At 59.0% G+C, this 21,430-nt stretch carries 18 protein-coding genes and 3 pseudogenes; 14 read left to right on the plus strand and 7 right to left on the minus strand.

Annotation, left to right across the window (positions count from 1 at the left end; all coding sequences use genetic code 11):
- Window positions 1–272 precede the first annotated feature (272 nt).
- Both PPGU16_RS40810 and PPGU16_RS40815 read right to left on the minus strand, forming a co-directional pair.
- Window positions 273–1,052, minus strand: coding sequence for an SDR family NAD(P)-dependent oxidoreductase (locus PPGU16_RS40810; RefSeq protein WP_180727268.1), 780 nt, complete (start codon window positions 1,050–1,052; stop codon window positions 273–275).
- Between the two features lie 66 nt (window positions 1,053–1,118).
- Window positions 1,119–2,087, minus strand: a complete 969-nt coding sequence (locus PPGU16_RS40815; protein WP_180727269.1) for an NAD(P)-dependent alcohol dehydrogenase — start codon at window positions 2,085–2,087, stop codon at window positions 1,119–1,121.
- Window positions 2,088–2,336: 249 nt separating this feature from the next.
- On the opposite strand from PPGU16_RS40815, the gene PPGU16_RS43250 reads away from it, so the two are divergent.
- Window positions 2,337–3,608, plus strand: coding sequence for a TetR family transcriptional regulator (locus tag PPGU16_RS43250; protein WP_180727270.1), 1,272 nt, complete (start codon window positions 2,337–2,339; stop codon window positions 3,606–3,608).
- On the opposite strand, the pseudogene PPGU16_RS43330 reads toward PPGU16_RS43250, so the two are convergent.
- Both PPGU16_RS43330 and PPGU16_RS40830 read right to left on the minus strand, forming a co-directional pair.
- A pseudogene (locus PPGU16_RS43330) lies at window positions 3,585–3,938 on the minus strand (redoxin domain-containing protein); the annotation flags it as partial. The gene PPGU16_RS43250 and the pseudogene PPGU16_RS43330 sit on opposite strands and share 24 nt — an antisense overlap.
- Window positions 3,939–4,080: 142 nt before the next feature.
- Complete coding sequence (locus PPGU16_RS40830) at window positions 4,081–5,028, minus strand: LysR family transcriptional regulator (RefSeq protein ID WP_180727271.1); 948 nt, start codon at window positions 5,026–5,028, stop codon at window positions 4,081–4,083.
- A 361-nt stretch (window positions 5,029–5,389) separates the two neighbouring features.
- Here PPGU16_RS40830 and PPGU16_RS40835 point away from each other — a divergent pair, with 361 nt between their 5' ends.
- From PPGU16_RS40835 to PPGU16_RS40845, 3 genes are all read left to right on the plus strand, one after another.
- Entirely contained in the window at window positions 5,390–6,127 is a 738-nt protein-coding gene (locus PPGU16_RS40835; RefSeq protein ID WP_180727272.1) for an SDR family NAD(P)-dependent oxidoreductase, read from the plus strand.
- Between the two features lie 186 nt (window positions 6,128–6,313).
- Window positions 6,314–6,529 (plus strand): epoxide hydrolase N-terminal domain-containing protein, encoded by a 216-nt coding sequence (locus tag PPGU16_RS40840; protein WP_243460779.1) that lies wholly within the window; start codon window positions 6,314–6,316, stop codon window positions 6,527–6,529.
- Between the two features lie 126 nt (window positions 6,530–6,655).
- Window positions 6,656–7,756, plus strand: coding sequence for an MFS transporter (locus PPGU16_RS40845; RefSeq protein ID WP_180727273.1), 1,101 nt, complete (start codon window positions 6,656–6,658; stop codon window positions 7,754–7,756).
- A gap of 60 nt (window positions 7,757–7,816) precedes the next feature.
- Here PPGU16_RS40845 and PPGU16_RS40850 read toward each other — a convergent pair whose 3' ends face one another.
- Window positions 7,817–8,053 carry a hypothetical protein gene (locus PPGU16_RS40850; RefSeq protein WP_180727274.1) on the minus strand — a complete coding sequence of 79 codons (237 nt, stop codon included), beginning with the start codon at window positions 8,051–8,053 and terminating at the stop codon, window positions 7,817–7,819.
- A 56-nt stretch (window positions 8,054–8,109) separates the two neighbouring features.
- On the opposite strand from PPGU16_RS40850, the pseudogene PPGU16_RS42995 reads away from it, so the two are divergent.
- Window positions 8,110–8,757: pseudogene (locus PPGU16_RS42995) on the plus strand (transposase); the annotation flags it as partial.
- Window positions 8,758–9,144: 387 nt separating this feature from the next.
- Here PPGU16_RS42995 and PPGU16_RS40870 read toward each other — a convergent pair.
- Window positions 9,145–9,894 (minus strand): SDR family NAD(P)-dependent oxidoreductase, encoded by a 750-nt coding sequence (locus tag PPGU16_RS40870; RefSeq protein WP_180727277.1) that lies wholly within the window; start codon window positions 9,892–9,894, stop codon window positions 9,145–9,147.
- Window positions 9,895–9,980: 86 nt separating this feature from the next.
- A complete protein-coding gene (locus PPGU16_RS40875; protein WP_180727278.1) occupies window positions 9,981–10,730 on the minus strand; it encodes an SDR family NAD(P)-dependent oxidoreductase in 750 nt (249 codons plus the stop codon).
- Window positions 10,731–11,151: 421 nt separating this feature from the next.
- Here PPGU16_RS40875 and PPGU16_RS40880 point away from each other — a divergent pair, with 421 nt between their 5' ends.
- The 9 genes and pseudogenes from PPGU16_RS40880 to PPGU16_RS40920 all read left to right on the plus strand — a co-directional run.
- Window positions 11,152–11,850, plus strand: coding sequence for a gamma-glutamylcyclotransferase (locus tag PPGU16_RS40880; RefSeq protein ID WP_180727279.1), 699 nt, complete (start codon window positions 11,152–11,154; stop codon window positions 11,848–11,850).
- A 675-nt stretch (window positions 11,851–12,525) separates the two neighbouring features.
- The gene (locus PPGU16_RS40885) at window positions 12,526–13,830 is read left to right on the plus strand and encodes a gallate dioxygenase (protein WP_180727280.1); all 1,305 of its coding nucleotides are present in this window, start codon (window positions 12,526–12,528) and stop codon (window positions 13,828–13,830) included.
- Window positions 13,831–14,079: 249 nt separating this feature from the next.
- Window positions 14,080–15,105, plus strand: a complete 1,026-nt coding sequence (locus PPGU16_RS40890; protein ID WP_180727281.1) for an amidohydrolase family protein — start codon at window positions 14,080–14,082, stop codon at window positions 15,103–15,105.
- Window positions 15,106–15,107: 2 nt separating this feature from the next.
- Window positions 15,108–15,791: a 4-carboxy-4-hydroxy-2-oxoadipate aldolase/oxaloacetate decarboxylase gene (ligK, locus tag PPGU16_RS40895; protein ID WP_180727282.1), complete on the plus strand. Its 684-nt coding sequence runs from the start codon at window positions 15,108–15,110 to the stop codon at window positions 15,789–15,791.
- 14 nt (window positions 15,792–15,805) lie between these two features.
- Window positions 15,806–16,513 (plus strand): substrate-binding domain-containing protein, encoded by a 708-nt coding sequence (locus PPGU16_RS40900; protein ID WP_243460780.1) that lies wholly within the window; start codon window positions 15,806–15,808, stop codon window positions 16,511–16,513.
- 877 nt (window positions 16,514–17,390) lie between these two features.
- A complete protein-coding gene (locus PPGU16_RS40905; protein WP_180727283.1) occupies window positions 17,391–17,732 on the plus strand; it encodes an EthD family reductase in 342 nt (113 codons plus the stop codon).
- A 249-nt stretch (window positions 17,733–17,981) separates the two neighbouring features.
- Window positions 17,982–19,304, plus strand: a complete 1,323-nt coding sequence (locus PPGU16_RS40910; protein ID WP_180727284.1) for an MFS transporter — start codon at window positions 17,982–17,984, stop codon at window positions 19,302–19,304.
- 53 nt (window positions 19,305–19,357) lie between these two features.
- On the plus strand, window positions 19,358–20,296 hold the full coding sequence (locus tag PPGU16_RS40915; protein WP_243460781.1) for a LysR family transcriptional regulator: 939 nt from the start codon (window positions 19,358–19,360) through the stop codon (window positions 20,294–20,296).
- 655 nt (window positions 20,297–20,951) lie between these two features.
- A pseudogene (locus PPGU16_RS40920) lies at window positions 20,952–21,360 on the plus strand (transposase); the annotation flags it as partial.
- Window positions 21,361–21,430 lie beyond the last annotated feature (70 nt).

Below are 21,430 nucleotides of genomic sequence, written 5' to 3' on the forward strand. Positions count from 1 at the left end.
AATGGGTGGCGGAGAAGATCTTCGAATGAGCGGGTTTCGAGGTGTCCATCCACGCATTGCGGACTTCTTCACGAGAACCTACTCAGGCTTGGCGCCAAAGCGGTGCGGGAGTAACGTGACGCATCGTCACCGCCTTCGGTGATGCGCTGCTCAGTTGGGCTTTAGAGGCGGATGGCCGAAGCAACGAATCGGCGCTTCCCCGGCGACGGCAACACGCCCCCGAGGGAGACGCCTAGACCTAAGACGTCAGATCGGGACGAGCGTCTTCTTGATCATGCCCCGAACAGCTTCGCGCCGGAGACCCGGCCCATCACATATTTCCCTAGGAAGTCAGTGAAATTGTTCATTACACCTGGGATCACGATGGCCCTTTTCCCCAGTCCCTCTAGTGCAAGACGCACCACCGGCTGCGTCGACATGGGTTTCATCGGAAGCTTCGAGAAATCGATGCCCACCATGTTCTGAAATCCCTCCGTCAGGGTCGGCCCCGGCGCCAGCGTCGTGACGTCCACGCCAAATTCCTTAAGCTCGACATGCATCGCGAGCGACAGCGCTGACAGGTACGCCTTTGAAGCGGCATAGCTCGCCTGATAGGGTGCTGCAGCCTGATAGCCGATCAATGACGACACAAACAGCAGCCCTCCCCGGCCCTTGCGTCGCATCTCTCCGCCGAACGCGTGCGCCAAACGCGTCGGAACGACGGAGTTCAGCGTAACGACGTTTTCTTGGCTCTCCACCGAGTTGTCCAGGAAACTGCCGACCGTAAGGGTTGCAGCATTTAAGATGACCAAGCCCACGTCCAGGCCCTTGACCTGCTTCTTCAGAGCGTCGACTGAGTCGGGCAGAGCGAGATCGAGCGCGATCGTCTTGATGTCGACCTTCGAACTCAACTGAAGCTGGCTGGCCAAGGCGTCGAGCTTGTCTGCTCGCCGAGCCACAAGGATCAGGTCCATGCCGAGAGCAGCCAGTCGCCGCGCGAACTCCTCGCCGAGGCCGGCTGAGGCGCCGGTGACCAGTGCATAGCGCCCGTAGCGCGAACGAAAATCAATCAAGGGTTTCTCCTATCGTTATAAAAAATTATGCTGCGAATTCGCCTGGCGTCGCGCTGGGCAGGGGCTCTATTGATGGCTCGTTACTTGAATAACGTGCTTGCCGAACACGCCCCGTGACTTGAGAGCGAGATGCGCTGTCGACGCGTTCTCCATCGAATGGACACCTGCAACAACCGGGACGACCATCCGTTTGTCGACGAGCGGCGTTAACGCTGCCAGTAGATCGTGATCGGGCGGGCTTTGGACGAACCGTACACGCTGTTTGCCGAAGACGGCCGACGCAAGCCAGTAGGCGGCCTCGCCTACGCCGCCAAGGGTCATGACAACCATTCGACCATCGGGAGCCAACAGGCGGCGGTAATCGCGAATGTTCTGGGCTACCGGATCCAGGATTACGTCGAACTTGCCCAGTGAGCGCGGATCGGTGGTCCGATAGTCGTACGCGGCCTCCGCGCCGAGATCGCGAATCGCTGAGACATGATTTGCGCCGATCAGAGCGGTCACCCGCCCTCCCATGGCCCGCGCGATCTGCACAGCTGCGGTCCCGACGCCCCCGCCGGCGCCGCGCACCAACACCCGCTCGCCTTGCTGCAAGTCAACACCTTTGGTTAGCACTCCGAGTGCAGCGCCTGCCGCACCGGATAGAGCGGCGGCTGAGACAGCATCAATGGTGGAGGGTCGGCACGCCACGGCACTAGCGGGTGCCAAGACGTACTCAGCAGCAGCGCCCGATGGGATTTGCTTGAGCCCGTTCAGGAACCCCCAGACCTGGTCGCCGGCATACAGCCTCTGCTCTGAGGCATCCACTTCGACTACCGATCCCGCAAAGTCAAACCCCACACCGCGGGGAAACGCAGAGCCGGACAGAAGCCGGAGCTTGCCGCTACGAACCAAGACGTCGGCGGCGTTCACGCTGCTGGCCGCGACTTTCACCAGCACGTGCCCAAGCTTCATTTTTGGCACTGGTACTCGGCCCACGCGAAGGACCTCTGGCGGCCCGTAGGCGTCGTACTGCACCGCACGCATCTCAGTCATTCGTCGTTCCTTGTGGTTTTTTTAGACCGTTGCCAAGTTGAGTTGCAGGGACGCGCGTTTCGCACAGTTACGGATTTGTCGACTCGACAGCGGTGACAGCGGTTCTTGGGGACGAGGATCTGACAACGACAGGTCCTCAGCGGGGCGCCCGAAGCCCCAAGACCGGTAACCCAAGTCGGTTCCAAGCAAATGTCCCGGCGCCAATCTATAATGACTAGTATAGATATCTCGGACAATTTGGTTTGACTGATGGCACGGCCACGAACTTTTGATGCATCCGCGGTGCTCGACCGCGCGATCGACGTTTTCTGGCGATATGGCTACGAAGGCACGACAATCACGGAGCTGTCTGCGACCATGGGCCTGAGTGCACCGAGCATTTATTCCGCCTTCGGCAATAAACGCGGCCTGTTCGACGCTGTCCTTGACCGATACACCGAACGCCAGTCCGAACGCGGTGCGTGGATCCTGTCGGCACCGACAGCTAAGGAGGTCGCCGAACGAATGCTCTATCGCGCCGCCGACGAACTTGCGAAGCCGGACCAACCGGCGGGTTGTCTGCTGATTCAGGCTGGCCTTTCCGCCTCGCCCGAAAACGCACATGTTCCAAAGGAACTTGCGCTTCGGCGTCGAGCTGCGGAACTCGCACTCCGAGACCGGTTCCGGCAAGCAAAGGTCGCTCATGACTTGCCGGCTGACGCAGATCCGACGGTGCTTGCCAGCTACGTCATCGCCGTTATTGGAGGGCTGAGCGTTCAGGCCGCGGGTGGAGCGAGTAGGCGGGAACTGCGAAAGATCGTTGAGCAAGCGATGTCCTGCTGGCATTTGCAGGCCGGCGCGCTCGCGAAAGCATCGTTCGACGGCACCCACACAAGCATTGAACCGCCTGCGGCCAAGCCCAGTAACGGGCGCGGGCGACGGCGTGAATTCGATACGGACCGCGCGCTGCGCGATGCGCTTCGCGTGTTTTGGCTCAAGGGCTACGAAGGCGCATCCCTTTCCGATCTTACAGATGCGACGGGAATCACCCGTCCCAGTCTCTACGCCGCGTTCGGGAACAAGGATGCGCTTTTCGTTCAGGTGCTCGACCTCTATGAGCGCGAGGAACTGGCGTACGTTCGCGATGCGCTGCAGGCGCCCACCGCGCGCGAAGTCATTAAGCGCTATCTCATGGGGGTCTTGAAGGCTCAGACGACGGTAGACGGCCCGCGGGGCTGTCTCGGTGTCATGACATCCATGCAATGCAGCGACGAGGCGCGCTCCGTCCGCGAAATCGTCAAGCAACGTCACGCACTCGGCCATGCGGCCTTGATCGAGAGGTTCGCCCTCGCAAAGGCGAGCGGCGAATTGCTGCCTTCCGTCGAGCCCGAGGGGCTGGCTCGCTTGCTGGAAGCGATCGGACAAGGCCTTGTCCTCCAAGCCAGCGAGGGCGCAACGGAGCCAGAGTTGCGCGCGCTCGTGACGACAGCGCTCAGCGCGCTGCCGCTTACTCTCCACGCTCTGCATCGAGATCGCGAGTAGCAATGCGCCTCGGGTCTCGATGTCGGCCCGAGCGGCTTCCAATGCCCTCTGTTCAAAGTTGCAGTACATGCACCAAGCACCGCGATAAAACGTGGGGACCAATGGGCCACGGCGGAGCCGATCGCGCAAACCGACACGAAAACCCTCTAAATCCTTTAGCACAAACACGGGAGCAAGTTGGCCGGCCATGAGGGCTTGATCGGCCGTGCCGCTGGCAATGCGAGCGACACGGTCATCTCCCAATTCTTTAGCGATTGCACTTGGAATCTTGCCACTGGTCAACAGCCCGGCGGCGAATCCATCGACGGTGTCGTACAGCGTCATGATCATCTCCCACGACGGCACTAGCGATGCACCACCGTCGATGAAATGATCCTGGAATCACGATTGCGGCGGTAGCCGCAAAAAATGACTTTAACAAATTCACGATCTGAATGAATCACCCCCGGTCGTGCGGCACACTGTGACTCGCTCACGTCTTGATCGCCGACGGGTGTTGAAGCGCTTCGCCGGTTGGGTTGACGTTGAAATCCACGTCTCGCTCGAGTTCGCTAACTATAAAGTTGGAGAATGCGCGGGCAGAGGGCTTGGCGGCGCGCCCGGCGGGCAAAACCACATGCATGTCCGCCGAACCCATGTTCCATTCGGGGAGCACCCGCACCAACACACCGCTCTGCAGCTCTTTGAGCATGCCTAGCCGGCCCGCTGACACTATGCCAAGGCCTGCAACCGCCGCGGCCGTCGCCCCCTCATTGCCGTTGAGAACAAATCGTCCTTCGACACGAATCGAGGTCGAGTTGCCGCTCTTGCTGAAGACCCAGCCTTCCATACCTCTCCCTGCCGGACCGAGGATGAACGTGTGGCGTGTCAAATCTGCCGGGTTTCTCGGCGTTCCTGCTTTCGCGAGGTAGGCTGGTGAGGCAGCTAACAAACGATGAACGGTAGCAATCTTACGAGCCACCGCTGCCGAGTCTGCAAGGGCCCCGACGCGCAGGGCAACATCAATGGCGTCCCCAATCAGATCCTGCTTCTCGTCGTTCAGCATGAATTCGACGCGCAGGCCCGGATGCAAATCGGTGAATCGCGCAATCCTCGGCAGCAGCATCCTGACCGCGGTGGACGTTGAACATGCAATCCGAAGTACTCCACGCAGTTCGCCAGAGCCGCGCGCGGCGTGATCAGCCTCGTCCAACGCCGACAGGATTGCCTCGGCGCGGGCCAGGTAGTCCGCCCCCGCCTCGGTAACCGCCACTGTGCGGGTTGAACGGGTCAGCAGCGTTGCTCCGACGCTCTTTTCGAGTGCAGCCACGATTCGCGAAGCCGTGGGCTGCGAGATGCCCAAATCACGCCCAGCGGCCGAGAAGCTGCCAGTCCGCGCGACGCGACAGAACACCTGGAGCGAGAAGAAACGGTCATTCATAAACTGGCTAAATCCTAGCAAGGCCCGTCGCCCATTATATAACGATCACTAACTTTATTCATAATACGGGCGCTTGCCGTGCTTTCGCGCGATTCGACCAAGTTGCCACGCGAATTCGCTTTCCACCGTATCGGACCGCTTCACACACCTATATCTACACGCGCTGAGCCGTCGCCCTTCGAATTAATTACCGTCCGATACAGTTTCCCATTGACTCGCAACGGATGGCACATTAGCCTACTGGTCGGTATACAAATCGACACCTTGTCGCGTCGACGTTTCGCGCCAACGGGAAATCGGTCATCGCAGCATGGGGCTGCGAGACCTCGTCGATCCAAACAACTCTATGAAGGAAAAGCGAATGGCAAAGCTACAAGGCAAGGTTGCAGTTATCACGGGTGGGACGTCCGGCATGGCGCTGGCGACGGCAAAGCTCTTCGTCGCGGAAGGAGCGTATGTTTTCATCACTGGCCGTCGCCAGGAACAACTGGATGCGGCCGTGAAGGACATCGGCGGCAACGTGACCGGCGTGCGCGCTGATTCGGCAAACCTCTCGGATATTGACCGCCTATACGACGCAGTCAAGACCGAGAAGGGTCACCTCGACATCGTCTTCGCGAGTGCCGGTGTCGGCGAGCTGGACAAGCCCATCGGCTCGGTAACCGAAGATGGGTTCGACGCTACTTTCAACACCAACGTGCGCGGAACACTGTTCACAGTGCAGAAAGCGCTTCCGCTTCTTCGCGACGGCGGCTCAATCATTCTGAACAGCTCGGCGGCCCACCTACAGGGATTTCCCGGCACGAGCGTCTACTCCGCAAGCAAGGCTGCTGTGCGGTCGTTCGCCCGAACTTGGACCTCCGATCTCAAGAGCCGGAAGATCCGGGTGAACACGATCAGTCCCGGCTCCATCGGTGACACCGGAACCTTTGCGAACGCTCCTGCCGAGATGCTCGAATATTTCAAGTCGCTCATCCCCGCTGGCCGCCTCGGGTTTTCCAAAGAGATCGCCGCGGCCGCCCTCTACTTGGCTTCGGACGATAGTCAGTTCACCACGGGTATCGATCTTCCCGTCGATGGCGGCATGGCCCAAGTCTGATGCGATACGGCGGCTTGGCTTCCAAAGTGCAAGCCGTCCTTCACTCTCGATCGTGATCCCCTTCGGTGCCGGGTCGGCAATGACCATATCGCCCTTCATGGCGACCGCCGCGGAGGAGCAGCTCGCTGACCTTCATCTGCGCTTGAGGAACACACGCTGGCCCAAGCCGAGACTGCACCAGACTTGATGCAGGGCGTCTATAAGGCGTGCGAGCTCGTCGAGTACCGGCATCAGGCCTGCGAGTGGCGGCGCTCCGAACGCAGGCTCAACTCGTTTCCGCAGTTCCGTACCGAGATTGACAAGCTCGAAATCCACTTCATTCACGCTCGCTCACACCCCGCAAACGCCCTGCCTCCTTTGCTCACCCATGGTTGGCCGGGCTCGATCACTCTTTGCAGGTGAACTGCGCGCCTGCTTCTTGCCCTGGATGAACAACGAATGACTCAAGACAGCTCGACTCCTGCCGCTGGACTGACCTCGACACGCGGATGGCTTGCAGTCCTGTCAATCGCGGCAGGAACTTTCACTATGGTGACAACCGAGTTCCTGCCGATCGGCTTGCTGACCTCTATCGCGCATGACCTGCGAGTGTCGGAAGGGACCGCCGGGCTGATGGTCACAATGCCGGGACTGCTCGCGGCGTTCATCGCGCCACTGTCCACGCTGTTCATTGGCACCGTCAACCGCCGGACGCTTCTCATGATTTTGATGGCACTGATCGGTGTCGCCAACCTAGTGACCGCGAGCGCTAGCAATTTCGGCTCTATTCTGATCGGACGTCTGATCCTTGGCGCTTGCATCGGGGTGTACTGGACCTTCGCACCTGCCATGGGTGTGCAACTCGTTGCGCAACGTCATGCTGGGCGAGCGGCTGCAATCATCCTCGCCGGCATTTCGGTGGGAACGGTGCTCGGAGTCCCTGCAGGGGCCGCTTTGGGCAACTTGACCGGCTGGCGAACGGCCTTCGTGGCGGCTGGTGGCGTGGCGGTCTTGGTGCTTACGGCCCAAGCAGCACTCCTATCTTCGCTTCCTGGCTCTGGAAACACCTTGGTGAGAGACCTTCTCGGCTTGCTGAGCGTTTCGCGAGCACGGCTCGGACTGGTGGTCATCGCGCTGGTTTTTGCCGGACAGTTCGCCGCGTACACCTATCTCGAGCCGCTATTGCGCGACTCCGCACATATTACGGCACAGACATTGAGTGGCCTGCTCGCTGCATACGGCATCGCGGGACTTTTCGGGACCTTCCTCGGCGAGCGCGGGGTCGCAAAAGATGTCCGCATCGCTCTCCCCGTCGCCGTCGCGGCCCTGTCGGGGTCAATCCTGCTCGTTGCCTTGCTGTCGGTGCTGCCAGTTGGGATCGCAATCGCGGTCGTTCTTTGGGGCGCGGGGTTCGGCGCGATTCCGGTTTGCGGACAGATGTGGATGTACCAAGCCGCGCCGGTGTCGTTCGAGAAGAGCATGGCTTTGATGGTCACGACAAGCCAGATCGCTGTCGCGGCAGGCTCAGTGCTGGGTGGCATCGCTGTAGATCGCAGCGGCATTTTCAGCGCGTACTATGCCGGCGCCGCGATGTGCGCTCTGGCCCTCGTCCTCTTGCTGGGCAACCTTGCGCGCGGCAGAGGAGTCTAGCAGGTGGTACCGACCTGACGCAGCGTCCCCATCTGACGACGCTCGTGTCGCCCGAGTCGATCAGCGCGCTGAATGATCTATCGCCGCGTCTCCGAGTCCGAACTTGAGACCAAGGAAGGGAGCGTCTAGGGCGGCCGGATCGTCGCGGTCGAGCGCGATCATCAACGCGCGAGCTTCACCGTCGCGGGCGACCTCGAAGGCGCCCGCCTCGACGCCATGAAGGATCGCGTCGGCAGGAGCCGAAGCCCGCTCCCACGAAAAGCGGAGTTCCGGTCCAGCGCGGTTCGACTTCGTCATGGGCCCGTCAGTTCGCGTCGAAGCGGCGCTTCGGCTACGGGCGGCTGCACGCACTCGTGAAGCGCAACGACATTCACGTGAATCACAAGCGCGTGCATCGCCTTTATCGGGAAGCAGGGCCAGCTGTGCGACGCCGTGGGCGGCGCCGCGACGTCATGATCGGACACGAGTAATTGGCGTTGCGAGTGCACCCAAAGAGGTTTGGTTGATTGACTTCGTGGCGGGATGCGCTGTCGAACGGCCGGCGCCTGAAGTGTGATTAACGTCGACGACTTGACCAAAGAAGCTGTCAATACTGGCGTGGACAAAGGCATCTACGGCGTGTACCCCGCATGAGCGTTGTCGATCCGAGCAGCGCGTTTCCGCCACTATCTTAAGGCACTGGGTGCCGACCAGAGACAGGATTTTACGCGCCGGACATTCGCCCAATGGGCATAGATGACATGGCGTTGAAACTGGTTCGGCCAGGCAAGCCGACGCAGAATGCGTACATCGAGTCGTTCAACGGCAAGTTCCGTGATGAACGCCTCAACGAACACTGATTCACGAGTCTGAGGGATGCTCGCGCGGTGATCGCGGCGTGGCGCCTAGACTACAACCAAGAACGGCGGCACAGCGCATTGAATTGCCTTTCGCCGGCGGAGTTCGCGGCGAAGCATCGGGCAACAGCGGATGCTCCTGTCGCGTTCCGGGCGCTGATTTAAAAGAACTTTGCTAAGCCGATTGGCCTCACCGAAGACAGGTCAGGCCAGCGGAATCTGGCGCAGCATTCGAAAGGTTACTATCCCCAGCCGACATGGGAACGTTCTATGGCACGAATCCCTATGAGTGGTTACCTTCCACGATAGAGACGCTCCAACGGGTACACAGCGCAATGCGTGGCAGACTGCCCGACCACTCCACCACAGTAACGTGTCAGGCTCGGCTGTAGGGGGACCGCCCAAATCGATGCGTGTTCCACACAGTTCGATCCGGTGCAGGTAACAATCGCGTGCAAAAGACAACCGCCGAAGTGCAGCTATTTTCCGGGCTTCCCACGCCGTCAGCGTACTGCCCCGGCATGGGCGTCGCACTCGGCCGACGCGCAAGCGTCAGACCGCGATCATCCCGCCGTCCACTGGCAAATCAACGCCAGCGATGAAGCTGGCATCAGCCGATGCGAGGAACGATACAGCAGCCGCGACCTCCTCGGGACGGCCGATCCGCCCAAACGGAACTGCAGCAGCGAAGCTGGCCCGCACCTGATCGGCTGCTTCTTTCGTCGGCGCCTGCGAGTCCATGATGGGCGTATCAATGGGCCCCGGGCTCACGGCATTAATCCGAATTCGGCGTTCTTTTAGCTCCGCCGTCCACGTGCGAACGAACGATCGAACGGCCGCCTTGGTGGCGCTATACGTGCCGTATCCGGGGATGCCCTTCACCCACGCGATGGATGCGATCAGTACGATGGCCGCACCATCCGGCAACAATGGAAGTGCCTTCTGGACGGTAAACGTAAGACCGCGTACATTGACGCCGAATACCTTGTCGAAGCTCTCCTCAGTGGTTTCTGCCAGCGACTGAGGATCGACGATTCCGGAATTGGCAACGAGGATATCGAGAACACCTCTCTCAGTCCGTACCTTAGCGTAGAGCCGCTCAAGATCAGCCATGTTCTGCACGTCGCACTGTACACCAACGACGTTGTGGCCGATCTCTTGAACGGCTTTATCCAACTCCGCCTGACGTCGCCCGGCGATGTAGACGAAGGCTCCCTCTTCAACGAAAAGCTTGGCCGTGGCCAAGCCGATGCCACTGCTCCCGCCGGTAACGACGGCAACCTTTCCCAGAAATTTAGACATAAATTCCTCTCTGACCTCTCGCGGTCGAATTTCAAGACATGCCCATAGGACCTGTCATTTCAGTATTCTGTACTCCAAACTAATTGTTATACAGAGCACATTCCGCCGTCAACGAGCAACTCACTGCCCGCCACAAAGCTGCTGTCGTCGGAAGCCAGGAATAGCATGGCCGACGCAATTTCCTCGGGCCTGGCCATTCGACCGAGCGGGATGTTGGCAGCGTGTTTAGCGCGGACCAAATCAGCCTCCTCCTTGGAAGAGACCTGTGCGTCTATCAGCGGCGTATCGCAAGGACCCGGGGTAATCGTGTTGACCCGAACCCCGCGTTCCTTGAGCTCCATCGTCCAAGTACGTGCATAAGACCGAAGGGCTGTCTTCGACGCCGCATAAGCACTTCGTCCAGGGAACCCGCGGAGCGCGGCTATGGTGCCCGTCAGGATGATCGAGGCACCGTGATTAAGCAGCGGTAGAGATTTCTGAACTGTGAACAGTACGCCGCGGGCGTTGACCTCGAAGTTGTGATTAAAGCTGTCGATGGTTACGTCGGCCAGCTTAACGCTATCGACTGCGCCAACGTTCGCGACAACGATGTCGAGCTTTCTCCCATCAGCCGCTACCGCGGCGTAGAGACGATCAAGGTCCTCGATATTCCGCACGTCACCTGCCACCGTCGCAACGTTGGGTCCGAGCAAAGCAGCAGTCTTGTCGAGTTCGTCTTTGCGTCGGGCGAAGATGTAGACAAAGGCTCCCTCCGCGACAAAGCGCTGGACAGTCGCTAGTCCGATCCCGCTCGTACCACCCGTGACTACGGCGACTTTGTGTTGCAATCTGGTCATGTATTCCCTTTAGGTCATCGATACGCGAAGGCACGTTCATCCGCTCCTGAGCAATTACACGACAGTAGTGTTCTGCACGGTAGTCGGGTCACCAGAATATTGCTTATGCCGCACGGGAATGGGCTGAAGCCGCTACCCCTCTAGGGCGGAAATCTATCCCCTCAAGCGGCCTCATTGATCGCCTCGGCAGAGTTCATGTCAGCACGCTAAATCCACCCCGGGGGGAGCTCGCCTGGACGCAGTCGCCTGCCGATGATAGGTCGCCTCGACAGGCCCCACATCCGAGGCTAAAAACTGACACTCCTTTCGCCGTTCCGAAATTCCAGAAAGGAATAATCATTATCGCCACCCAACTACTGGTCCCCACCCTCTCGAGCGCGCATAAATACGACTGAACCGCACAATTGACCGCAGGAAAGAAATGCCCGCAAAAGCAGACGAAGACTTCCACGAGACCATTCTCTCGCGAGAATTGCTGGTCAACGGAACGCTACACAGTCGCATTGCTCAAGCCGCAGGTCTGGGACTCCTATGGACGAGCGAGCAAATGCGGCGCTCCCTCTCAGAAACCATGGAGGGAATAGACCAGAGCAACGTCTGGATCTTCGCTTATGGATCGCTAATCTGGAACCCGATTTTCCAGGTCGCACTGAAGCGTACCGCAAGAATCTACGGCTACCACCGTGGTTTCTACCTGAGCTCTGTTGTTGGGCGCGGAAACCCCGAGCAACCCGGCATCATGCTGGCCCTAGACGCCGGTGGATCATGTGACGGAGTGGTTCTAAAAATTGGAGGCGACGACGTTCAAACTGAGTTGGAACTCCTCTGGAAGCGCGAGATGCTTGCGGGCTCCTATCACCCCCGGTGGGTGATGGGGCGATCGTCGGAAGGAGACGTCCGGGCGCTTACGTTCGTGGCGAATCGTGGCGCGCCAAACTACATCGGCCGTATATCCGACGAAGAGGCCGCACGCAGGTTAATGATCGCCAGAGGCCCTCTCGGTTCGAACCTCGACTATGTCAGACGTACCCACGCCGGACTCGAGACACATGGAATCCACGACCGCAACGTGGCTCGACTTCTACTTGCCTGCGACGCGTCGCAATGCAAGGGGAGCTAACCCGTGAAGCGCCTTACCGTCGTTTCTACGCTAACCGCCGGCCAGATTGGTATCCGAACGCTCAAAACGTCCTCTCTCTTGGCGGCCGGCGGTCTTGAGATCGAGTGCCAAATCGCGGAATCCATGTCCAATGCCTGTCGGAGCTGGCTGGGATCGCTGCCAAGTGGTCGGTGCGGACCAAACGCAAGACGCGTAGTGGATGCGGGGCAGAAGGCTAGTCAGGTAACTCGGCGTTGCCGCCTACTGGTCAATTGCCTTGTCCATGCAACGCGGACACGCGCGTTGCATCGTGCTTGTCACAGTATCCGTTCTATTTATCGGTGGCGATTCAAGCTAGGTGGAGGATAGCCGCGAAGCCGGCACTGCCCGACGCTGTGCGGCCCGCTTCCTGCCGGCTCTCCGGTGCGATTGATGGTGGTCGGCCAATTGGAAAGCCTTTGAATTAGCGCGTGGTTGCATGGGCGAGTACGTACTTACCCTGACTATCCTCGCTCATAAACGGGTCTGTACTGTCTGATCCGCGACGGTCACCATTGGCAGCCAGCGACACCGCCTGACATTTTATCGACTGCTCAGCAGGTGGCGCATCGAGGCGGCACTTGAAGGACTCGAACGATAGTGGGACATCGCGCGAGCGCCTTCCGGCACACAAGCAAACACGAAGGAGCAAGACGCATGGCGCGAATCATCGGAGGCATCGCTGCCTCACACACACCCACGATCGGGTTCGCGTTCGACAAGAACAAGCGCGATGACCCGGTATGGGCCCCCATCTTCAGGAACTTCGCGCCGTTGTCCGCGTGGATCGAGGAAAAGCGACCGGACATGCTGCTGTTCATTTACAACGATCATGTGACGTCGTTCTTCTTCGATCACTATTCCGCGTTCGCGCTCGGCGTCGGGCCACGATGGCATCCGGCGGACGAGGGCGGCGGTGTGCGCAATTTGCCGCCCATCGACGGTCATCCCGCATTCGCCGCGCATCTCGGCCAGTCGCTGATGGCCGAGGAGTTCGACATGTCGTTCTTCCAGAACAAGCCTCTCGATCACGGCTGTTTCTCGCCGCTGTCGATGTTGTGCGAACACCGCCCCGCGTGGCCGGTCAAGCTCGTGCCACTGCAAATGGGCGTACTGCAATGGCCTGTCCCGTCGGCGCGTCGTTTCTACCGGCTCGGCCAGGCGCTGCGACGTGCAGTCGAGAGCTATCCGGAAGATCTGAGCATCGCAATCGTCGCGACGGGCGGCCTGTCGCATCAGGTGCACGGTGAACGGTCGGGCTTCAACAACACCGAATGGGACGAGCGCTTCCTCGATCTGTTCGAGCGAGATCCGGAGCGGCTCGCGAACATGACGATCACCGAATACGCGACCCTCGGAGGCTACGAAGGCTCCGAAGTCGTGATGTGGCTCGCGATGCGTGGCGCGCTTCCGGCTGGCGTCGTATGCAAACATCGCAGCTACTACCTGCCGTCGATGACCGGCATTGCAACGGCTGTTTACGAAAGCGTCGATACCGAGCCAGATCCGTCTGCGATCAAGCATCATCGGAAGCGAATCGCGGCGCAGCTCGACGGCATCGAGCGGTTGCAGGGCACGTACCCGTTCACGATCGGCACGGCAGTGAAGGCGTATCGGATCAACGACTACCTGCACCGGATGATCGAACCGGATCATCGAACGCGCTTTTTGAGAGACCCCGAAGGCAGCTTCGACGCGGCCGGTCTGTCGGACGAGGAACGCGATCTGATGCGCCGGCGCGATTGGCCGGGGCTACTGCGCTACGGCGTGATCTTCTTTCTCCTCGAAAAGCTGGGTGCCGTGACGGGCGTGTCCAACCTACATATCTACGCGGCGATGCGCGGCCAAACGCTCGAAGACTTCCAACTCACGCGTAACGCGCAGGACGCGTTGTACTCGGTTGCGGGAAACAGCGCAGGCCCTCTCGGATGGCAAACGAGCGTTGCGCGCGACGACGAGTGACGCGGCAGCGAGCGTGTATCACAAGAAAAAGGTTACTAAGAGAGCAGCTATCACTGCCGCGACTACGCTGCAAGCGATCTGGATAGTGACGACGCAGCGCCCAGCGGCGCGAGCCCGTCGAACCGGAAGGCCGTTACTCGCTGCGCGGGACTTGTGACGCCGCCCTACCCACCTTTTGCACTGCGGGCGACTGCATGAGTCGCAACCGCTTTTGCGGCGCCGCGCAGTTGATCAATTTGAGGAGTGCGAGTGATTATCGACATACACGGCCATTACACGACTGCACCGCAAGCGCTGCAGACCTGGCGCAACCGGCAGATTGCGAGCATCGGCAACCCGTCCGAGGCGCCGAAGGTATCCGAACTGAACATCAGCGATGACGAACTGCGTGAGTCGATCGAGAACAATCAGTTGCGGTTGATGCGAGAGCGTGACATCGATCTGACAATCTTCAGTCCGCGCGCGAGCTTTATGGCCCATCACATCGGCGGTTTTCAAATCTCGAGCACATGGGCGGCTATCTGCAACGAACTGTGCCATCGCGTGAGTCGTCTGTTTCCCGACCGCTTCGTGCCGGCCGCCATGTTGCCGCAGAGCCCGGGAGTCGATGTTACGACATGCATTGCCGAATTGGTCCGCTGCGTCGAGGAATTCGGCAATGTCGCCATCAACCTGAATCCCGATCCGTCCGGTGGCCACTGGACGAGCCCGCCGCTGTACGACCGCTACTGGTATCCGGTCTACGAGAAGATGGTCGAGTACGACATCCCTGCGATGATCCACGTGAGCACGAGCTGCAACGCGTGCTTCCACACGACGGGTGCGCATTACCTGAACGCCGACACGACCGCCTTCATGCAATGCCTAACGTCCGACCTGTTCAAAGATTTCCCGGCGCTGCGCCTGGTGATTCCGCACGGCGGCGGCGCCGTGCCTTACCACTGGGGACGTTTTCGCGGACTCGCCCAAGAACTGAACAGGCATCCGCTCGAAGAACATCTGCTGAGCAACGTGTTTTTCGACACTTGCGTCTACCATCAGCCGGGCGTTGATCTGCTGACGCACGTGATTCCCGTCGACAACATCCTGTTCGCCAGCGAGATGATCGGCGCAGTGCGCGGAATCGATCCACGCACGGGGCACTATTTTGACGATACGAAGCGCTATATCGAAGCTGCCAACATCGGGCCGCAAGACCGCTATGCGATCTATGAGGGCAACGCGCGACGGGTGTATCCGCGTCTCGACGCACAACTGAAACTAAAGGGGCTTTGACCATGGTCGAACTTGGGGTCGTTTATCGCAATATCCGCCGTGCGGATGAGAGTGTCGCTCAGCGGCTCGCGGAGCTGGGTTCCGCAACAGTGCACGAAGCGATGGGCCGTACCGGTCTGCTGAAACCGTACATGCGGCCGATCTATCCGCGCGCGCGGGCGGCGGGGACGGCCATCACCGTGCTGCTACATCCCGGCGACAACTGGATGCTGCACGTCGCCGCCGAGCAAATTCAGCCTGGCGACATCGTTGTCGCGGCGATCACGGCTGACAGCACTGATGGCTACTTCGGCGATCTGCTCGCGACAAGCTTCAGGGCGCGAGGCGCGAAGGCGTTGATCATCGACGCGGGTGTGCGCGACGTCGCGATGCTCGACGAAATGCAGTTTCCCGTGTGGAGCAAGGCGGTCTCAGCGAAGGGTACGATCAAGGCGACGCTCGGCTCGGTGAACGTTCCCGTCGTCTGCGCGGGAGCACTCGTTCACCCAGGAGACGTGATCGTCGCAGACGATGATGGTATTGTCGCCGTGCCCGCCGCGAGCGCCGCGGTGGTGATCGAGAGGGCGGCCTTGCGTGAAGCCAATGAGGTCTCGAAGCGCGCGAAGCTCGCATCCGGCTTGCTGGGGCTCGACATGTACGACATGCGCGAGCCGCTGCGTAAAGCTGGTCTGCGCTATATCGATTAAAGTGAGCCCGCCGAATGGACTATGTAGCACGAACGTCAATTGAAGTCTCAGGCATCGCGTCGATGGCGACGCGGCCGATCCTCGCGCAGCTCGCGGCGCAATACGAACGAGATACAGGTTGCCGCGTGGCGATCACTTCGGTCGGCGGCGTCGAAGCCGCGCGCCGCGTGCAAGCGGGCGAAGCGTTTGACTTTGTGGTGCTCGCGTCCGACGTGATCGACCGGCTTGCGGCTGACGGTTGCGTCGATGCGGACGGCCGCGTCGATATTGCACGCTCGCGCGTGGCAATCGCGGTCGCCGCAGGCGCTCCGCGTCCGGATGTGGGTTCGGAAGAGGCGGTGCGCGATGCGATCCGGGTGACCGGACGAATCGGCTACTCGACAGGACCGAGCGGCACCCATCTGAAGCGTCTTTTAGAACGCTGGGGCATCGCCGATTCGATCGCCTCGCGAATCGTTCAGGCACCGCCGGGCGTGCCCGTCGCGAAGCTGATTTCGAATGGCGACGTCGATCTTGGGTTCCAACAGTTGAGCGAGCTGATGCATGTGCCGGGCGTCGACGTCGTCGGACTCTTGCCGCCCGCGATCGAGGTTGCGACGGTGTTCTCGGTCGCGACGTGCCGCGCAATGCACGAGCGTCACGCGACTGTAGGGTTTATCGAGTTGCTAGTGTCGCCGCATGCGGACGCTGTCAAGCGCGAGCACGGAATGGAGCCGATGTGATGGCCACACGGCAGTGAAAGCACGCGCGCCCAAAGCGCCAACGAAGCCGGATAACTCGGAATTTCATGTTGGCGACGCGAATGATCAATTGTCCTACAACCATGGCGGGCCTCGTTAAGTTGAGAGCAGGAAGTTGGGGGGTATCGCAGATGTAGAAGATTCCTTTTGATTATCGGGCGATTCCGGTGCCGCTCCCAGCTGGGGTTAGGAATTAAGTCGCTCCCATACAGAGCTCGACTGCGCTAGGCGAAGGTCGAAGCGACTGTTGCCGGCTACGTATTATGTTTGGAGCGATTGCTTATCGGCCCGTCCTCCGCCACCACACACAAATGCGACAAGGCCACGACTCGCTGCGGGCCAGGTAACAGACCGCCCACTCGCTCTGGCGAACGCCGCTAATACTGCCGCGCCGATGCTCCTGTCGCTGTTCTGAAGACACCACGGCCATATGATTACCCCGACGTTGTCCATCTCATCGTCGCAGTCGCGAACCGTTGTGTAGCTGCTGCGGATCACGCCCGTGTCGAGAGCCAAGCCCGCGCCCGGGCCGTTGCGAGACGATACGCTCGGCCAATCGGCTGCGGCCGATAGAAACGGTCTTGATGTGCAGTTTGCCGGAGTCTACGCGGTACAGAGGTCAGACCGGGTCGACCGATTCCCGATGACTTTCGCAAGCGATTGAATGCCACCCGTCCTCGCCGATTCATAGCCAGTTGGCGATAACAGTTATCTTCCTCCGCTGTTGAACGCCGAAATGCGCCCAACTACTATCTTATTGAGCTGCTCGATTATATGCCAGCCGACGGCGGCGCCGACGAATCGACCGACTTGAAATCAGTTTCTACGAAATCTCAATTTATGAATGGAGAGGTATTCCATGATCAAAGTTCTGGCAGTCTTGAAAAGAAAAGATGACATTACCCGAGAACAGTTCATCAGTTATTGGAGAGAAACGCATATTCCGATGGTCAAAACGCTTCCAGGTCTGCGAAAGTTCGTCTGCAACGTCGTTGTGGACGACTTTGTCCAGTCCAATTATCCTGCCGTAGATCGCTATGATGGGTGTAGCGAACTCTACTTTGACGACCTAGCGTCTGCCGATGCGGCATTCAACTCCGCTCAAGGAAAACTTAACGGTGAGGATGCACTTAACTTTATTGGCCAGCGCTTATTTCTAGCGACCGAGACCGTGGACATCACCGATCTCCAAGGCGTTTGACAACCGTTTGCCCGCGCGTTCGGCGGGCCGCGACTGCGCACCGAGCATTTTGTCTGCCGGCGCCACCTTCTCGGCTCGCCAGAAGCGACTCTTCTCTTGTGAATCGAATAATGCGAGACGCACTCGTATTACTGATAGCCCGAACGAGCAGCGGACCGTCGTAACACCTCGCCGACACCGAGTCGCTGGCGGAGAAGCCGCTGGACTTGCGTTTATGTATGCACAATCATTAGATTTAATGGAGACAAGATGAATGCCAACGTCATATCACGAGAGGGAGATGCGCTGCATGCAGGGGCGGTGTATGCGAAGGTCAGCCGCCGGCTTCTGCCGTTCCTATTTATATGCTACATGATTGCCTATCTGGATCGAATTAACATCAGCTTCGCCAAGTTGCAAATGCTCAGCGCCCTCCGAATGTCGGATGCGGTCTATGGTTTAGGTGCTGGTGTGTTTTTCGTGGGGTACTTGCTCTTCGAGATTCCAAGTAATCTTCTTCTGTTGAAGGTCGGTGCACGTCGATGGATTGCTCGCATTATGGTGACATGGGGGATTTTGTCGACCAATATGATGTTTGTTAAATCGCCGGCATCATTCTACGTCTTGCGCTTTCTCCTTGGCGTGGCAGAAGCTGGATTTATTCCAGCGGTGCTGTTGTATCTGACTCATTGGTTTCCAGCTTATCGGCAAAGCAAAGCGACCGCGCTATTCCTGACTGGAATTCCCATGTCCGGCGTTATCGGCGGACCTGTTTCAGGATGGCTGCTGAGTCATTTTTCGGGCACCCTAGGTCTTGCTGGTTGGCAATGGCTATTCTTTCTCGAGGGCCTGCCCGCTATAGTCATCGGCGTAATCGCATTTTTCTACCTCGATGATGACGTTCCCTCCGCCCGGTGGCTTTCATCGGCGGAAAAGACGTTGATTTTGCGAGACGTGGCCGACGATGAAGGTGGGCATAAAATGCATTCTGTAAGAGACGGCCTCAGTAATCCCCGGGTGCTTCTTCTCGGTCTAATCTACTTCTTCTTCATAATGGGGCTTTACGGCGTTACGTTCTGGTTGCCGACTATAGTCAAGGCGACAGGGGTGACCGATGCCCTCAAGATTGGACTGCTTTCTGCCGTTCCGTATGTGGCCGCCGTGCTCGCAATGATTTTGACCAGTCGCAGCTCAGACGCCACGGGGGAACGTCGATGGCACTTGGCCTTGGCTGGGTTCGTTGGTGCCGCCGGTCTCTGTGGCAGTGTGGCGTTCGCACAAACCACTGCATTGGCGCTGTGCGCACTTACAATGGGTACGATGGGTGTGATGACCACCATCTCGCAATTCTGGGCATTACCGTCGCGTCTGCTCACCGGCGCTGCGGCAGCAGCGGGCATTGCATTCGTCAATTCGATCGGGCAGATCGCTGGTCTAATCAGCCCCGTACTCGTCGGATGGATTCAAGTGTCAACCGGCACCGCAACCATAAGTGTTCTCGGTTTGGCACTGAGCATGGTGATTGGCGGACTGCTTGTTTTTTGGGTGCCTGGTCGCCTGGTGAACGTTCGGAGAGAAGCGATCGCAGGGTGAACGCCCATTGATTCGCTAAGACTACCTAGCGCAGGCAACGACCGATAAGGTGAATGATGGGCGTAAAAGATGAGCGACTGACGGAGATGCGGGCCTTCATGGCTGTTGCCACGGTGGGCGGGTTCACTGCAGCTGCATCACTACTTGAATCAAGTCAATCGTTCATAAGCTCGACTGTGTCTGGACTCGAACGACGTCTTGGCGTTCAGTTAATGCATCGCTCGACACGAGGTCAGCGTTTGACTGCGGAGGGTGAACGGTTCTTGGTTTCATGCAAACATATCATGCAGGAACTTGACGACGCCGAAGCCGACATCCGATCTGATGAGCCGAGGGGCGACTTACGCGCGAGCATACCGCTTGCCTTCGGTACCGACCAGATCGTCCCTCAACTGACATCGTTTCTAAGCACGAATCCCAACGTGAGCCTTCACCTGTCCTTGACAGACGAGCCGGTGAACCTAATGAAGGATAACTTTGATGTCGCCGTGAGGATGGGACACCCTCAGGACTCTTCGCTGGTTAGCAGACGTCTTTGCACAATTAAGCGCCTAGTCGTGGCGTCACCTCAATATATCTCCAAACGAGGCTATCCTACGACGCCCGCCGAACTGGCGCAGCACCAATGTCTAATATGGGAACCACCGATGGAAAGACTCAATCGATGGCCCTTTTTTCTTGATGGAGGGCGCGAAGAGGTTACAGTGCACGGGCATCTTCATGCAAGCAGCGGCACAGCGCTCTACAAATTCTGCCTGGCGGGCATCGGCATCATGCGCTTGGCGGAGTATTTGGCCATCCCGTCGATCCAAAAGGGCGAATTGGTCCCCCTTCTGACCGAGTTTCAAGCCATAGAGGAAACGCCCGTGTATGCGGTGTTCCATCGAGAACAGAAGCTGGTGCCGCGCATCAGGGCGTTCGTCGACCATTTGGTTTCCGCGTTCGAAGTCCCGCCGTGGCGTCAGCCGCCTGACCTTCCCAACGACCGCTGACGAGGCGGCAAGCGCGACATTTCGAGCTTGCCGATGGGAGGTACTTCTACGCTTCTACGGCATCGCACGTTTCGCGCGGAGCTTACATATTCTCGACGCAACGGATTGCCGCTACCTACACGGCAGAAAAATCAACCGAATTTTTCCGTCAATGCAACTTAGCACGCGACCTGCTCGCTTATTATGAATTTGGACGATACGTAGAATCCGATCGACTCGGTGCCGCCGGTGATTTGTCGTCTGTGGCGGGTACGCCGCCTTCGACTCCTCGCCACCGGCGAAAACCTTCGCCACTATACCGAACAAGATGATTGTCGCCGCACATTTCCGGGGCGGTTCAAAAACGGGCGAGCTGCAGGAGGTCGACAAGGAGCAGAAGCCGCAGACCGAACTTGAAGACGAGCTGGCACGCGTGCAGCGGAAACTGGCGGGAGTGAAGATGAAGCGTGATCTGTTGATATGGCCTAATTTTGCAAGCAGGTCGGGCAACGTCCTTGCTGTCGCGATTTCGAGCATCAATGTATCCGAGCTGATTGGTAACGCGATAGACGGGCTGTTTATCGACGATGGATCAAGCTCATATCCAGGGACTGGTTACCGCATTACATCGTTCCGTCACGGGATGTTGATGTCCACGCCGAACTGCTCCCGATCGTACACCGGCGAAATCGTTGGCTATGCGATAAGCGAACGCATGACGAAAGACTTGGTGATGCAGGCGCTGTTTCAAGCCGAAGTCCGAAGCCCGTCCTGATTCAGCACACCGACGGCGGTTCGCAACATTGCGCACGAGCTTACCAGAAGCTCGTTAGGCAGTTCGGCATGCGTGCGTCGATGAGTCGCCACGGCAACTGCTACGATACGCGCGGATCGAATCGTTCTGGGGTTCTCTGATGAGCGAACTGATCTGTCATCAGCGATTCGCCACGCAGGAGCAAGCCAGACTCGTCATAAGCGAATACATCGAAATATTTTACAACCGGCAGCGTACGCAGGCCCGTCTCGGCTACCTGTCGCCTGCCGTCTTTACACAGCGGTTCTATTTGGATCGTACTGCGGCTTAACGCGTTGGTCTCCACCAATTCCGACCGACCTCAGTCTTAGGTGGCTTGCCCTGAAGCTCAAAGGTCATGC

This window comes from Paraburkholderia largidicola (assembly GCF_013426895.1).
Classification (GTDB): Bacteria; Pseudomonadota; Gammaproteobacteria; order Burkholderiales; family Burkholderiaceae; genus Paraburkholderia; species Paraburkholderia largidicola.

Excerpts from the sequence above, each read along its gene's own strand:
- PPGU16_RS40815 (WP_180727269.1), bottom strand. The coding sequence starts at position 2,087 with ATGACTGAGATGCGTGCGGTGCAGTACGACGCCTACGGGCCGCCAGAG.
- PPGU16_RS43250 (WP_180727270.1), top strand. The coding sequence starts at position 2,337 with ATGGCACGGCCACGAACTTTTGATGCATCCGCGGTGCTCGACCGCGCG.
- PPGU16_RS40830 (WP_180727271.1), bottom strand. The coding sequence starts at position 5,028 with ATGAATGACCGTTTCTTCTCGCTCCAGGTGTTCTGTCGCGTCGCGCGG.
- PPGU16_RS40835 (WP_180727272.1), top strand. The coding sequence starts at position 5,390 with ATGGCAAAGCTACAAGGCAAGGTTGCAGTTATCACGGGTGGGACGTCC.
- PPGU16_RS40840 (WP_243460779.1), top strand. The coding sequence starts at position 6,314 with ATGCAGGGCGTCTATAAGGCGTGCGAGCTCGTCGAGTACCGGCATCAG.
- PPGU16_RS40845 (WP_180727273.1), top strand. The coding sequence starts at position 6,656 with ATGGTGACAACCGAGTTCCTGCCGATCGGCTTGCTGACCTCTATCGCG.
- PPGU16_RS40850 (WP_180727274.1), bottom strand. The coding sequence starts at position 8,053 with ATGACGAAGTCGAACCGCGCTGGACCGGAACTCCGCTTTTCGTGGGAG.
- PPGU16_RS40870 (WP_180727277.1), bottom strand. The coding sequence starts at position 9,894 with ATGTCTAAATTTCTGGGAAAGGTTGCCGTCGTTACCGGCGGGAGCAGT.
- PPGU16_RS40875 (WP_180727278.1), bottom strand. The coding sequence starts at position 10,730 with ATGACCAGATTGCAACACAAAGTCGCCGTAGTCACGGGTGGTACGAGC.
- PPGU16_RS40880 (WP_180727279.1), top strand. The coding sequence starts at position 11,152 with ATGCCCGCAAAAGCAGACGAAGACTTCCACGAGACCATTCTCTCGCGA.
- PPGU16_RS40885 (WP_180727280.1), top strand. The coding sequence starts at position 12,526 with ATGGCGCGAATCATCGGAGGCATCGCTGCCTCACACACACCCACGATC.
- ligK (WP_180727282.1), top strand. The coding sequence starts at position 15,108 with ATGGTCGAACTTGGGGTCGTTTATCGCAATATCCGCCGTGCGGATGAG.
- PPGU16_RS40900 (WP_243460780.1), top strand. The coding sequence starts at position 15,806 with ATGGACTATGTAGCACGAACGTCAATTGAAGTCTCAGGCATCGCGTCG.
- PPGU16_RS40905 (WP_180727283.1), top strand. The coding sequence starts at position 17,391 with ATGATCAAAGTTCTGGCAGTCTTGAAAAGAAAAGATGACATTACCCGA.
- PPGU16_RS40910 (WP_180727284.1), top strand. The coding sequence starts at position 17,982 with ATGAATGCCAACGTCATATCACGAGAGGGAGATGCGCTGCATGCAGGG.
- PPGU16_RS40915 (WP_243460781.1), top strand. The coding sequence starts at position 19,358 with ATGATGGGCGTAAAAGATGAGCGACTGACGGAGATGCGGGCCTTCATG.